Consider the following 14,190-nt stretch of genomic DNA (forward strand, 5'->3'; position numbering starts at 1 on the left):
CTTTGCGACTTCGCGGCTTTGCGAGAGATTTACTCGCCATATTATTATAGATTTTCTCTTAACTTAAAGATATTTAGCTTCGTAACTATGTGTTTAATTATTAGTCACAATAATTTTTATTTAATTGGGGAATGAAATTTTTCCCATAGTCACAGATGGAATTCCTTTATGAGAACCAAAATTAAAATCTTCTCCCGCGACAGTTTCATTAGCTAAAATTGCAAATAAAACGGCTTCTTTGGCATCGCCGGAAATTCCCAGTTCATCAGTTTTGCGAAAAGTACAAGGCAATAATTCTTTTAGCCATTTTACCAATAATGGATTATGTGTTCCTCCGCCGGACATGTAAATTTTGAAATTTTCGAGTTTAAAAGCACTATCTTTTACAGAATAATAAATGGCCTCGGCAATTGTTTCGGCACTAAAACGAGTTAAAGTTGCCAATAAATTCGGAGCTGAAATAGTTTCAATAGCACTTTTTGCTAAAGCTGCTTTTACATATGCTTCGCTGAAAAGTTCCGGACCAATGGTTTTTGGAAATTCCTGACTGAAAAATGCATTATCTTTCAGATTATCCAGTAACAATTGATTTACGGTTCCTTGTTGGGCTATTTCAGCGTCTTTATCGTAACTTTTTTCAGGATAATATTGTTTGGTAAAAAAGTCAATTAATGTATTTCCGGTTCCGGTATCCGTTACAAAAGTTTCTTCGGCATTTGAGGAAGCGGGCAAAAAAGTAAAATTGGCAATTCCGCCCATGTTAAGCATAATGCGGTTTTCTCCCTTTTTTCCAAACAAAAAATAATCACCATAAACTGCCAATGGAGCACCTTCACCACCTGCGGCAATATGTTTTTGCCTAAAATCAGACAAAGTAATAATGCCTGTTTTTACTGCAATATGATCGCCATCGCCAATTTGTAAAGTAGCATTTGGAAATTTTTCCTGTTGATGTAAAAATTTTGGAGCATGCAAAACCGTCTGACCGTGTGAAGCAATTAAATCGACTTCATCAGAAAGAATATTGCGTTTTTTAAGAAAACTGTTTATCATTTCGGCATGCAAAATTCCAATCCATTCGTTGAGCAAAACTAAATGCTGAAAATCAATTTCTTTCTTTGCAAAAACTTTACGGATTTCGATTTTAATTTCTTCCGAATAATCGATGGTTTCAAAATGGGCTACTTTGACAGCGGTATTTTGACCCGAACCTGAAATTTCGCATAACGCAATATCGAGTCCGTCAAGTGAAGTTCCCGACATTAATCCGATAATTTTTCGGGTTTCTTTTTGTGCGATTTGGTAAAGTGCGCTTATATTTTTGTTCATGAAAATTAAATTTTATGAAATCTGTTGAATTGAAATGCTAAAATCAGATTATTTTATACCGATTGTATATTCAATATAATCCAATTGCATTGTACTATTTTCATATTACATCGGCATTATTCCGGACAACAATGGACTAAAATATAAATAAAACTAGTATAACAAACAAATAGACTTAAAAAGATATTTTTTCTTCAGAAGTTTTACTGGTAAAATAAAGTCCGATGTAGGTGAATAATCCATTTATGATTATAAGTTCATTATCAAAGGTATATCCTATCACTGAAGTGGAATGCTCACTCACAAAATAAGTCAAAATAGGTGCGATAATACAAATTACAGGAACTATTCTGTCGTTTACCCTTCTTGATTTTTGTAATAATCCAAAGGCATATAATCCTAATAATGGGCCATAAGTATAAGATGCTGCTTTGAAAATCAGGGCAACGACTGAACTGTCATTAAAAGAATTTAAGACAATAATCACGAGAAATAGTAATATCGAAAACCCAAAATGAACTAAATGTCTTCTCTTGATATTGTTGGTATTAGAAAGATTCTCCGTTTTGTCCATTCCCATAAAGTCCACACAAAAAGAAGTAGTTAAAGCCGTCAATGCCGAATCTGTGGTTGCAAAAGTGGCGGCAATAATTCCTAAAAGAAAAATAAAAGCAGGAACAATTGATAAATGATTCAGTGCAATTTCTGGGAAGAGTAAATCGGTTCTGGGTTTATTGGTTACTAAGTCAAGTGGTACCGAAATTCCGTTTTTGTTAGCATAGATATACAATAAAGCGCCTAAGCTTAGAAAAATAATATTGATCAGTACAAATACGCCCGTAAATGTAAACATGTTTTTTTGTGCTTCGCCGATATTTTTACAGCTTAGGTTTTTTTGCATTAAATCCTGATCGAGACCTACCATTGCTATGGTTACAAAGATTCCGCCAAGAATTTGTTTTACAAAATGATATTTGCTTGTTAAAAAATTATCAAAGAAAAATACCTGCGAATAATTACTTTTTCTGATTGTTGAAATGGACTCGATTACGGTTAGATTTAAACTGTCGCAAACAAAATAAATGGTGATAAAAACGGAAGTTACTAAGAAAAATGTCTGTAAAGTGTCGGTAATAATAATAGTTTTTAAACCACTTTTATAAGTATATAAAAAGATAAGAGTTAAGGCTAAAAACACCGTCATTGGAAATGGAATTCCATAAAAATCAAAAACATAACGCTGCAACACAATCACCACTAAATACAATCGAAAGGCTGAACTTATCGTTCTGCTCACCAGAAAAATAGAAGCGGCAGTTTTATAACTATTAAAGCCCATTCTCTGCTCTATATAACTGTAAATTGACGTTAAATTCATTCTATAATAAAGCGGAAGCAATACTTTAGCGATAATAATAAACCCGATTGCGTTTCCTAATATAAACTGAAAATATTTGAATTGCTCGCCGTTTGGTGACCCTACTTCGCCCGGAACCGAAATAAAGGTAACACCGGAAAGTGCGGTTCCAATCATACCAAAAGCAACTAAATACCATTTAGAGTTTTTATTGGCTTTAAAAAACGAATCATTGTCCTGTCCTTTTTTACTAATGACTTGGGAAATGAGCAATAATATTCCAAAATAAACGAAGATAAAAATTAAGATGGTGCTTGAAGACATTTTGGTTTTGGATTAGTTATGAAATTATTTTTTAATTTGGTTAGTGTAATTCAAAAGTTCAATTAAACACTAATTTTACTAATTGCCACTAATTCGTTCGTGAAATTAATATGTAAGATTTGTGTCCACATGAAAACTTAATTGAACACAATATTGTCATTTCGACGGAGGAGAAATCACACACGAAACTCCGCGTAGAAATTCGCCAATCTTTGTCGAATTACTAGTGTGATTTCTCCTCCGTCGAAATTGACAAAAACTTCGCGAGAGATTTATTCGCCAGACTATTATCGACTTTATTTTTTAGCGTTATTTTCCTGTAAAACAGCTCTGACGCTTTTGTGTTTTTGTAGCAAATCGGCAGCAAGATCGTGCTCGATATTAAGCTCTTCCATAATCATTTTAATGGCTCTTTTTACTAATTTTTCGTTAGACAATTGCATGTCAACCATTTTATTGCCTTTAATTTTCCCTAATTTAATCATTACCGAGGTAGAAATCATATTTAAGGTTAATTTTTGAGCGGTTCCGGCTTTCATACGTGTACTTCCGGTTAAAAATTCAGGGCCTACAACCACTTCTATAGGATAATCGGCAACCTCAGCAATTAACCCTTTGCTAATGCAGGAAATACTTCCCGTTTTTATGTTGTTTTCTTTTGCTTTTTTAAGCCCACCCAAAACATATGGCGTGTTTCCCGAAGCAGCGATTCCAATAATAAAATCCAAACTTGAGATTTGATGTTTACCCAGATCTTTCCAGGCTTGCTCTGTATCGTCTTCGGCATTTTCGACCGCTTTTCTAATGGCAGTATCTCCGCCGGCGATAATTCCGATAATCATATCGTGCGGTACACCAAAAGTTGGAGGACATTCAGAAGCGTCCAGAATCCCAATGCGCCCTGAAGTTCCGGCTCCGATGTAAAATAATCGTCCGCCGAGCTGCATTTTTTTTACGATTGCTTTTACCAGTTTTTCAATTTTTGGAATTTGTTTTTCAACAATTTGAGGCACTTTTTGATCTTCCGTATTCATGTTAATGAGCAATTCTTTGGTGCTCATCTGATCTAAATTTTTGTATAAAGATTCTTGTTCGGTTTCGGGTATTTTGTTTTTCATTACAAATAAATTGTGGTTATTTTATAAAAATTGGGGTATCATGCTACCGTTTGGACATAAATATTATAAATCAATTTTAAACACGAATTTGCTTCGCCTGTTCGACTTTCAGTCTCGGGTCACAAATTAACACTAATTAGGTTTGTGAAATTAATTTCACAAACTAAGCTAGCCCATTAAAATTTGTGCAAATTCGTGACCCGAGACTGAAAGTCGAACAGGCGAAGCAAATTCGTGTTTATAATATTTATGTTCACACGGTAAAGGCATTGTATTCTATCCCAATTTTACAATTTTTAAATAGCAGGATCGGGAGGAGTATTAGTGTTATTATTTCTTTCAGAATCCGGATAAGGATACCAGTTACGGTTTCTCTCGGCTCCGGCAGTTCCTGCAGCGGGACGTTCAAATCTTCTGCTGTCTTCAAGTTTCAGACTTGACATATACATCTCGATACAACGGTTTCTGTAAATCTCTGTTAAAATTGCAGGTTTGGTTACAGCTCCGGTGTATGGCGTAAGATTAGCTCCAATTCCGTACGTATCTGTTGCGGAAGTTTTGGTCAAAACTTTGTTTAATTCAATTACAGCTTGTGGCAAATTATCTTTACGCGCATATCCTTCGGCTTTAATTAACATCATTTCGCCAGGTAAATAAAGCGGAATTGATTTTGTATTCGAATCAAAAAATCCGGTTGCAGTTGTAGGATTCGAACCCGGTTTAATATAGAAATTCAATCTTCCGTCAGTACTTGCAGGCGCTAAACCTGTTGGTAATCCCAAGGTTAAATCTACTGGCTGAAAAACATTGTTTGTTGTAATAGAAATGTAAGCAATTGGGTTCGCACTAATCTGATCAAAGGCAAAAACTGATTTAGCCGAAAGATCAACCAAGTTTGCATAAGCAATGGCATTGTCATTATCTCCCGCCATTAAATAGGTTCTTGCTAAAAGTGCATAAACGGTATTTTTGTAATTAATTCCACCTACCAAACCAGAGAATCCTGTTGCTTTGTCAAGAAGAGGTTCTGTCAGTTTTAAAATTTTAATAGCTTCGGCTAAAACTTCTGCTCTGGAATTGAAAGTGGCATTTTTTCCTGTTTGTAATGGAACACTTTGAAAATATTGTACAAGAGTTGTAATCGCCATTGCTTTAAAAATAGTGGCATGAACAAGAACGCTTGCTTTTTCGTTTTCCGAAGTTAATACATCAACATGATCGATTACTTTTTGAGATTCCGATTTAATCACAAGACATTGTGACCAAAGATTGTTTACGACTTGATTTTTGGTCGAAAGTACACCGCCACCAACAGAAAGTTCACCTTCATCGACATTTCCTGCGTTTATTAATCGTAATTCTTTTGTGGTGAATCCGTTTCCTGTAATGGTGTTGTAAACAGGACTTGTACGGTCAATAGTCCAAAGTTGCTGTAATCCGTTGGCAGCACCAATAACTCCTTCTCGGGTTCCAAAAACCAATTCCAACGATGGTTTTGTAGGGTCTACATAATCTTCATTACAACTTGCAAAAAGCAATGTAAAGGCTACTATAGGAATGAATATTTTTTTCATGATGTTTTTTGTTTGATTAAAATTGAACTTTTACTGCCAATGAATAGGAACTTGGAATTGGCACTGTTCCGAAATTGTATCTCGCAACCGAAGATTGTCCGCCCGAATTGGTTTCAGGATCAAAACTGGTGAAATTATCCCATGAAATCAGGTTTCTTCCACTCGCAGTAACGGTCAAATCGTCAAAGAAGCTGGTTAGTTTTCCGAAAGAATAATTCAAAGAAACTTCTCTTAATTTCAGATAACTTCCGTCAACAACTCTAAATTCTTCAATATTATAAACAGACCAGATATACCCACGAGGTAATTCTCCGTTTAGCTCTTTAGTTACCAATGTTCCAGATCCAACACCTTGTCTGGTTCTGTAATCGGCATCAAAAACATCTACGCCCTGAACGCCGTCAAATAATATTGATAATCCGAATTTTTTGTAATTCACATTGGCTCCAAACGCAATCACATAATCCGGATTTGGATTACCAATTTGTTTGTTCAAAATAGTTCCTGTAGGCTGTCCCGAAGCATCTCTTTGTGGCGCACCAGTATTCACATCGCCTTTTTCAGTCTGTGGATATCCGTCTGGCGTTAGCAATAAACTTCCATCTGCATTGCGGGCAAAATAAGTGCCGTAGAAAATTCCGATTGGTTTGTTCATCTCAACAAAAACAGGAGCTCCGGCTAAGTTACTGTCTAATTTAAAGCGCTGTTGCGGTAATCCTGTTACTTTATTTCTGTTGCTGCTATAGTTTACAAAAACGTCAAAATGTAAATTCTCTTTTTTGATAAGATCATATTTCAAATTGATTTCATACCCTTTATTGTTCATTTGTCCAATGTTTTTAATGGTATTTGTAGCGCCTTCTGAAGCCGCTAACTGAACCGGCAATAACAAATCATCAATATCGGCATTGTAATAACTGAAAGATAAATTCAGGCGATCTTTTAGAAAACCAAAATCACCACCAACTTCATACGTAACACTTTGTTCCGGTTTTAGGTCTAAGTTTCCTTGCTTGAATCCTTCAATAGTAAAAGTACTGTTTCCTAAAAGGGTTCCGGTTGAATAATTGGTAAAACGGGCATAAGGTTTAATCGCTGTTAAACTTCCTGATTTTCCCCAAGAAGCTCTAAAACGAACTGAACTTACAGCATCATGAATTCCTTCCATAAATTTTTCGTCAGAAAGTACATAACTCGCACTTGCTTTTGGGTAAAACTGAGATCTGTTATCGCTTGAGAAAATAGTCGAAGCATCTTGTCTTCCGGCAATTGTCAGATAAAGTTTGTCTTTGTAACCAACAGTTTCCTGAAGATAATAACCCCATAAATTGTATCTGGATTGGCTGGAACTTGGAGAACCCGGAATCAAAGTATTAAAAGCATTTATAGTTTCAATAAACGGTTTTAAGTTACGGCCTTCAATAGCCACAAAATTATCGCGATAGGTTTGCACGTTGTAACCTCCGTAAGTGGTAGCTTTCCATTTATCGTTAATGTTCCAAAGGTATCTTAAATTCAAATCGTTATTAAATTGAACGACTCTGTTGGTCGCTTCAGAAACATAACCATCATTGTAATACGCAGGATTCACCACATAAGGATATCTTGGGATAAATACGTTTCCTCTTTGATTGTAATTGTCAATACCAAAAATCAAATCGGCATTGAAATTTTTAAAAGGATTATAATTCAATTGTAGATCCGCAATAATACGATCTGTATTTTGCGTGATTTTGAAATCATCTATAATCGAAAGCGGATTTACCCTGTTTGGATCAACAGCCAATAAATTACCATTGGCATCTGTTCGATGAATGTCGTAAATATTATTGGTAATGTTAATGGCGTTAATAGGACTCCAGAAAACATTTCCGTCCGGTTTTTCATTAGAACTCGAATTGATATAGTTTAATCCTACCGTACCGGATAATTTCGAATTGAAATCATGTTTCAATCTTACTTTTGCACCGGCTCTTTTAAAGTCAGTATTTTTTACAATCCCTTCGTTTACCAAATAACCAAGAGAAGCAAAATACTTGGTTTTCTCGTCTCCGCCTTGCAGCGAAAAGTAGGTATCAGTTCCAACGCCTGTACCAAAGATATCGTCTTGATAATCGTAGCGTTGCACATCTGTAGTTCTGGTTTCAAGATTCCTGCCTAAAACCGTTACAGTAGTTGGACTCGCAGGATTTCCCTGAATTGGGAATAATGCCGGAGAAGTACTTACAAACTGTTTGTCGGACATATTCATGTCCAGTTTTTTGCGGATTTGGTTTGAAGTTACGCTGGTCGAAAATGTATATCTCGTTTCACCCGCAACTCCTTTTTTAGTTGTAATTAAAACTACACCATTTGCTGCTCTTGATCCGTAGATTGCTGCAGCAGCGCCTCCATTTAAGACTTCAACACTTTGAATGTCGTTTGGGTTAATGTCTGCCGATCTGTTTTGACCAATCTGCATATTAGAGTTCCCGCTGGTAACATTCAGGTTGGTTACATTGGTTGTGGCATTGTTTAAAACCACTCCGTCAATAACATATAATGGATCAGAAGAGCCTAGTATAGAAGAAGTTCCTCTAAGTTTGATGCTGAAGCCTCCGGCTGGATCTCCTGAATTTTGAGAAACCTGTGCTCCGGCAATTTTTCCTTGTAAAGCTGTCGAAAGACCTCCGGGTTGTGCTTTAACCAAATCTTCGCCTTTTATACTTGTCACTGCATTTCCGAGTTCTTTACGTGTTGCTCGTACTGTAGAACCCAAAACAACAACTTCGGAAAGTGTGTTGAGTTCTTCGGTCATTTTAAGATTGACTGAGTTTGTGCCAGATGTAATTTTGACTTTTTTAGGAGCAAAACCAACAAAAGTAAAAGCAAGAGTTTCGCCTTCGTTTACGGATATGCTAAACTTTCCGTCTAGATCTGTTACGGTACTTTTAGAGGTTCCTTCAATCAAAACGGATACTCCTGGTAGAGAAAGTCCGTCAGTACTACTCGTAATTGTACCGGTTACGGTTTTTGTTTGCGCAAGAACGGGTTGTGCAAACAAAATAATTCCAAATAAAATAAATAATAGTTTTTTCATTTTAAAATATTTGTTTGGTTAGAAAACCTAAATATAGGAATTAATTCTAATTATTGCGATTTTTTGCAATAGTTTTATTTTTAACACAATAAAATGCATAAAAATGCATTAATATTTATTTTAAAATGCTGTTTTAACTCTTGTAGAAGTATTTTAGAATTATTAATAACTAAATCGCGCACGATAATGCATTATATTTTATATTTGTTAAAAATTTAAAATGCTTAAAAAAGAAAGACATCAATTTATCATGGATAAATTTAAGAATGTCGAAAAAATAAATACGATTGATCTTGCCTTAGAGTTGAACATCTCTGAGGATACGATACGTAGGGATTTTAATGAATTACACAATAAAGGGCTGATCAATAAAGTATATGGAGCGGCCTTTCCTCTAAAAGAGAAATCAAATAATGTATTTGATATCACCATTATTAACGAAGACAAAAAGATAATAGTAGGACAAAAAGCGCTATCGTTTTTAACCGAAGGACAAGTGATTATAATGACCGGAGGAACTACCAATTTGTCTTTTTGCAAACTTATTCCAATTGACTTTTCGGCTACCATATATACGTATAGTTTGCCTATAGCCATGCAATTGTCACAGCATCCTAATATCGAACTGATTTTTATTGGAGGCAAACTACAGAAAAAAGCCATGGTAACCGTAGGCATCGACGTAGTTCAGGTTTTGTCTAAAATCAGGGCTGATGTTTGCTTCTTAGGCGTAAGCAGTTTAGATGTCAATCAAGGACTTACCGAAATGGGATATGAAGTTTCGATTATCAAAAAAGAAATGATTAAGGCTTCGGATAAAGTTATTGTTTTGGCAACCTCAGACAAAATAAATGGCAAAATGCCGCATCAGGTTTGTGGTCTCGATAAGATAGATGCTATAGTAACGGAGCTGAATCCGAAAAGTTCCAGAATTAAAAGTTTTGTGGAGGCTGGGGCGAGAGTGTATTGAATGGAATGCGTTATTTTGCAGGTTTTTTTATTTGATAGCAGGTTGAGGATTTAATATTAAAAAAAATAAAATTGTAAGATAAATGAGTATTTTGAAAAAAAATAGAATAAAGAAAAAGATCCTTAAATCTCAACAAGAGGAAAAAGATGGTTGGTTACACCATGTTGCTTTACTTGGAACAAGAGTTGTTAGAGGTATTAAAGAAAAAGGTGTTTCAACTGTGCCTGAAATATTATTAGGAACTAATAAATATCCTGATTTTAATTCTGAACTTGATATAAAATATAAAGAAGTTCAAGCAAAACTTATTATCAAAGGATTTGCGACAAAGGAGATAATAGATTAAATGGATATTCCGAATTGGTACTAACAGAATATGCTTACACTATACATGATACCTTCGAGTATTTAAGAATATTAGCACCAGAAGAATATGGCCAAAAAGTAAAAAACACACCAAAGTGGTTAGGATTAATTAGAGAGAATTTAATTACTCAAATAATAACGGCGATATTTGCATTGATAGTTATATTTTTAGCATATTATTTTGGATGGAAAAATTAGTTTAAATTCGAAATCTTAAAAAAGGGAAGTGATAAAATTATCTATATCTTATGAATAAAAAAATCATTGTCCATATTATTCCTTAACCATATTAATATTTAATTAATGATAAAAAATGTGATACATTGGTTTGTAATAATTCTAATTATAGGAATGTTTTTACTGCCATTCTGGCTCTATGATAATAATAAAGAGGCTTTAGATATATCAACTAATTTAATTACTATAATCTCCAGTTTGATTACATTAATTATTGCATTTTTACTTTTTGATAAATTTGGAGTTTCAAAAAAAGTATTAGATCAAAATATAGAAGTAGTATTTAAATTACTTGAAGTAATAAAATCAAAAACTATTTATACTGAATATGAGTCTGATTCTGGAACACATCATTCTGTAATCTCAATTGGTAACACTTCAAATGAATTAGTGAATAATTTAATAGACGATAAAATTATTGTATTTAATTATGATGATATAAATAAAGGATTAAATGAAATTAATCAATTCGCAAATAATGTTTGGTTGCCTAATCAGATAAAAAAGAAAATTCAAAAAATATCATTATGGTCTGCTTCTTCAGTGGAAGACACTTTCTCCCACAAAAATAAATATGTTAAAATATATTTTGATTTATATCCAGAAGCAAGAAAAGATATTAAAGTGACATGGTTTACGACTAATCAAAACGAAACGACACTTAAGGATTTTAGATTAAGTTTACAAGATTTATTAGTTGAAATAAAGATTTGGTTAAACAAACATTCTGATTACAAAGCAGATATTAATATATAGCTATAAAGTGTTATAATAAAAAAATAGATAAGGATCGAGGGTTTTATATGTGCTTTATTAACAATTTGTAATTAAAATAGGAAAGCGATATTATGGATTTCCGTAAAAAAGCTATGAATCAGGTTTCTACATTTGTTTATTATAAATTTTAAAAAAAAAACAAAAAGTATGGCAAATTTTGGAAGAAATTCTTTAAAGTTTAATTATTCATGGACAACTACTGAAGGAGATAGTAAAAAAGTAATTGGGTATCCTGATAATGTATTATTGAATAGAAACGAAGGTTATGAAATGTTACATTTTATTAATAAATATATGGTAACAAGAAATCTTAGTATTACAGAATCAAATTTTACTACTATTGAGTATTCAATTAAAACAAATGTACCTTCAGATTTACGAAGTCAAACGCATATTAAAACGTGGTTAGATAATAATTTGAAATAAAATGACCATATAATTATTAGAAAAACCTGCTGATTAGCAGGTTTTCTAGTTTATTACTAATTTTAAAAGATGTAATCGCGGAAACTTATTCCAAATTCAAATAAGGATTTAAAACTTCGGCTAATTCATTGAGCCAATAAAAGCTGTTTTCGAGGTTTTCTATTTCGTTTTTAAGGGTTTCATCTTTTCTTAAAATTCCTAAAGCGAGTATATAATTTACTTGCCTTATTGCTTTCGCCATTCCTTCGGGTTCTATTGTTTTGTTAAAAAAATCTGTCAGCCTTTTTTCGGCTTCTTTTGAAAGGGTGTTTGTACTCATAACTCGACATTTTAGTTAATTAAAACCCATATTGCTAATGAGTATTACTGTTATTTCCAATAATGGCACTTACAATTTGAGTAAAGATTATTTAATTCTTAATGTCGTAGTTTAAGAATATTCAAATATAGGAAAAATCCTTCTGTTTATTGATTTAATCCACAATATTGTTAGAAAGAAATAAATAAAAAAATCCCGACCTTTTTAGGATCGAGATTTAAGTTTTGAAGTTAATTTTAAATTATGCATTTTTTAGATTTAGAAATTATATCATATTCTTAAGTGTAAATCAACGGCGACTTCTCCTTTTTAGCCGCCGGCGCGAGTGCAATTTCATTAAGTTAAGGAAAAATTCAATGGAACAATTTGTTTTTGTTCCATTGGAACATTTCATTGGTAGCTCAATAAATATGGTGTTTTTTCACGTTCCGTAGGAACGTTTGATTTTATAAATAATTATTGGTAAAAACATATACAGATTACATATACAATTTCTCAAACGTCCCAATGGGACGATGTTTCTCTCGATGAATTTTTTTTCTACCAATGAGGTGTTCCAATGGAACAAAATCTAAAATATCTTAACTTAATAACATTGAGCGCGAGCGCAATTTCATTAAGTTAAGCTTTGTTAAGTTAGAATTTTTCTCGCAAAGTTTAGTTTTGAATTGGCTCCAGCTTTAGCTGGAGTTTCTATAAAACCAATCTGAATGGCTTTAGCCAAATCGCGCATTTTTGGCTAAAGCCATCTTATTGGGGCATTAAATACCTCCAGCTGAAGCTGGAGGGTAGTCAGTTTAAAAACGTCTAGTCTTTGTGTGAAAATTGTTTGGTGATAATTATCTTAAAAAAAAAGCTTAACTTAATGAAATTGCTCTCTTTAGCAGGAATCATAAAAACAAGAGCTATTATTTTTGATAATTTCATTATTTAATATATTTCTATTCCTATTTTAAATCCGGCACTTTCAATATTGTGATAATCTGTTTTTTGATTGTTAGAATTGGTAAATGTTTTATACAAATTTTGGTGCGAGTAGCATAATTCAAAACTGCCAAGCATTTTTTCGAAAATGACAAAGCGATATCCCACACCAATTCGTAATAAAACACCAAATTTTTCTACATGCCCTAAATGTCCGCCCAAATCAAAAGAAGTTAACAGGCTTTCTTTTGTGTCGTTCAAAACCCATTTGATTCCTCCGGTAATTGGTATGTAATCAATTTTTGGCTGGTTGATAAATTCATATCCACTGCTTGCTGTAAGAGCAAAACACTTAGAGAGATAATAGTTTAAGTGTACGCTTGTTCCCAATATTTTAGATTTTGTATTCGTTTCAGATATTTCATCATGTTCTGATGGTATTCTAAAATCATAAGGAAACAGGATTAGCACTGATGTTTCAACGCTAAATCCCTTGTTTTTAAATTCTTTATCCTGACAATAAGTTATTATCGGAATTAAGAATATAATACTAAAAAACCATTTTAAAGCCATGCCATGTTCCGTGTTTTGATGTTCATGATTGTACGTTTCAGATTGTTGATGCTTCCAAAACTATAATAATACTTACCTATAATTTATGGGTTTTACTTTATAATAATAATTTTTAATTATAAGTTATTTCTTATTTTTGTAATAAAAAATGATAGGTGAAAAAATTAGAAAAATCAGGATTATTAAGGGGTATTCTCAGGAGTATATGGCCGATTTGTTAGAACTATCGCAATCTGCATATTTTGATATTGAAAGAGGTAAGACAAAAATTAATTTAGAAAGACTAAGAAAAGTAGCCTTGATATTTGAACTTGATGTGAATTTTATCTTGGATTTTGATGGAAATCAATTTTTAACAAAGACAACTAAAACGAATATAAAAGAGATTGATAATAATGAAAGAAGAATAATTGAAGAGCTTTTTAATAAAGAACGTGAATTGTATAAAGAGCAAATAATTAATTTAAAAAACGAAATTGCTTATTTGAGAAGTAAATTAGATATTCTATAACCCCGACTTTTAATTCAATAACTTGATTTACTTGTTCAAGAATTTCTTCTGTCATTTCTCCAATTTCCCAAAAAGCAAGTATGTAAGAAGTCACGAATATTTCATGATAAAAACCGGTGTCGGTTCTGTAATCATTTTTGACAAAAGGAATTTCTTTTCTGATGGTTTCAATACTTGCATCACTATCATACAAATCCATTATTTGTTCGTAAGTATCTCTTGCTAAGTCTCCGTTAATTATTTTTATTCCGTCTGTAGCCATTTTTTATTGAGATCAAAATCTAGAAAATTCAAACTTCTATTAAT

13 protein-coding genes are annotated in these 14,190 nt (G+C 33.0%); 5 read left to right on the forward strand and 8 right to left on the reverse strand.

Going from position 1 to position 14,190, the window contains the following annotated elements; translation table 11 throughout:
* Positions 1 to 120: 120 nt before the first annotated feature.
* The 5 genes from EAH81_RS08235 to EAH81_RS08255 all read right to left on the reverse strand — a co-directional run bounded on the left by EAH81_RS08235 (position 121) and on the right by EAH81_RS08255 (position 8,781).
* Positions 121 to 1,329: an anhydro-N-acetylmuramic acid kinase gene (locus EAH81_RS08235; protein ID WP_140505783.1), complete on the reverse strand. Its 1,209-nt coding sequence runs from the start codon at positions 1,327 to 1,329 to the stop codon at positions 121 to 123.
* Positions 1,330 to 1,504: 175 nt separating this feature from the next.
* Positions 1,505 to 3,010 carry a sodium:solute symporter gene (locus tag EAH81_RS08240; protein WP_140505785.1) on the reverse strand — a complete coding sequence of 502 codons (1,506 nt, stop codon included), beginning with the start codon at positions 3,008 to 3,010 and terminating at the stop codon, positions 1,505 to 1,507.
* A 296-nt stretch (positions 3,011 to 3,306) separates the two neighbouring features.
* Complete coding sequence (murQ, locus tag EAH81_RS08245) at positions 3,307 to 4,128, reverse strand: N-acetylmuramic acid 6-phosphate etherase (RefSeq protein WP_140505787.1); 822 nt, start codon at positions 4,126 to 4,128, stop codon at positions 3,307 to 3,309.
* 296 nt (positions 4,129 to 4,424) lie between these two features.
* Positions 4,425 to 5,702, reverse strand: a complete 1,278-nt coding sequence (locus EAH81_RS08250) for a RagB/SusD family nutrient uptake outer membrane protein (protein WP_140505790.1) — start codon at positions 5,700 to 5,702, stop codon at positions 4,425 to 4,427.
* Between the two features lie 16 nt (positions 5,703 to 5,718).
* Complete coding sequence (locus EAH81_RS08255; RefSeq protein ID WP_140505792.1) at positions 5,719 to 8,781, reverse strand: SusC/RagA family TonB-linked outer membrane protein; 3,063 nt, start codon at positions 8,779 to 8,781, stop codon at positions 5,719 to 5,721.
* A gap of 220 nt (positions 8,782 to 9,001) precedes the next feature.
* Between EAH81_RS08255 and EAH81_RS08260 the strand changes: the two genes are divergently transcribed.
* The 4 genes from EAH81_RS08260 to EAH81_RS08275 all read left to right on the forward strand — a co-directional run bounded on the left by EAH81_RS08260 (position 9,002) and on the right by EAH81_RS08275 (position 11,557).
* Positions 9,002 to 9,751 carry a DeoR/GlpR family DNA-binding transcription regulator gene (locus EAH81_RS08260; protein WP_140505795.1) on the forward strand — a complete coding sequence of 250 codons (750 nt, stop codon included), beginning with the start codon at positions 9,002 to 9,004 and terminating at the stop codon, positions 9,749 to 9,751.
* Between the two features lie 82 nt (positions 9,752 to 9,833).
* Positions 9,834 to 10,097, forward strand: coding sequence for a hypothetical protein (locus EAH81_RS08265; RefSeq protein WP_140505797.1), 264 nt, complete (start codon positions 9,834 to 9,836; stop codon positions 10,095 to 10,097).
* A gap of 323 nt (positions 10,098 to 10,420) precedes the next feature.
* Positions 10,421 to 11,110: a hypothetical protein gene (locus tag EAH81_RS08270; protein ID WP_140505799.1), complete on the forward strand. Its 690-nt coding sequence runs from the start codon at positions 10,421 to 10,423 to the stop codon at positions 11,108 to 11,110.
* 168 nt (positions 11,111 to 11,278) lie between these two features.
* A complete protein-coding gene (locus EAH81_RS08275; protein WP_140505801.1) occupies positions 11,279 to 11,557 on the forward strand; it encodes a hypothetical protein in 279 nt (92 codons plus the stop codon).
* 85 nt (positions 11,558 to 11,642) lie between these two features.
* Here EAH81_RS08275 and EAH81_RS08280 read toward each other — a convergent pair whose 3' ends face one another.
* Both EAH81_RS08280 and EAH81_RS08285 read right to left on the reverse strand, forming a co-directional pair.
* The gene (locus EAH81_RS08280) at positions 11,643 to 11,876 is read right to left on the reverse strand and encodes a hypothetical protein (RefSeq protein ID WP_140505804.1); all 234 of its coding nucleotides are present in this window, start codon (positions 11,874 to 11,876) and stop codon (positions 11,643 to 11,645) included.
* A 930-nt stretch (positions 11,877 to 12,806) separates the two neighbouring features.
* Positions 12,807 to 13,373 carry a hypothetical protein gene (locus EAH81_RS08285; protein ID WP_140505806.1) on the reverse strand — a complete coding sequence of 189 codons (567 nt, stop codon included), beginning with the start codon at positions 13,371 to 13,373 and terminating at the stop codon, positions 12,807 to 12,809.
* A 148-nt stretch (positions 13,374 to 13,521) separates the two neighbouring features.
* On the opposite strand from EAH81_RS08285, the gene EAH81_RS08290 reads away from it, so the two are divergent.
* On the forward strand, positions 13,522 to 13,884 hold the full coding sequence (locus tag EAH81_RS08290) for a helix-turn-helix domain-containing protein (protein WP_140505809.1): 363 nt from the start codon (positions 13,522 to 13,524) through the stop codon (positions 13,882 to 13,884).
* Here EAH81_RS08290 and EAH81_RS08295 read toward each other — a convergent pair.
* Positions 13,832 to 14,146: a hypothetical protein gene (locus EAH81_RS08295; protein ID WP_206669078.1), complete on the reverse strand. Its 315-nt coding sequence runs from the start codon at positions 14,144 to 14,146 to the stop codon at positions 13,832 to 13,834. The genes EAH81_RS08290 and EAH81_RS08295 overlap by 53 nt on opposite strands.
* Positions 14,147 to 14,190 lie beyond the last annotated feature (44 nt).

This window comes from Flavobacterium pectinovorum, from assembly GCF_006438875.1.
GTDB classification, from domain to species: Bacteria; Bacteroidota; Bacteroidia; order Flavobacteriales; family Flavobacteriaceae; genus Flavobacterium; species Flavobacterium pectinovorum_A.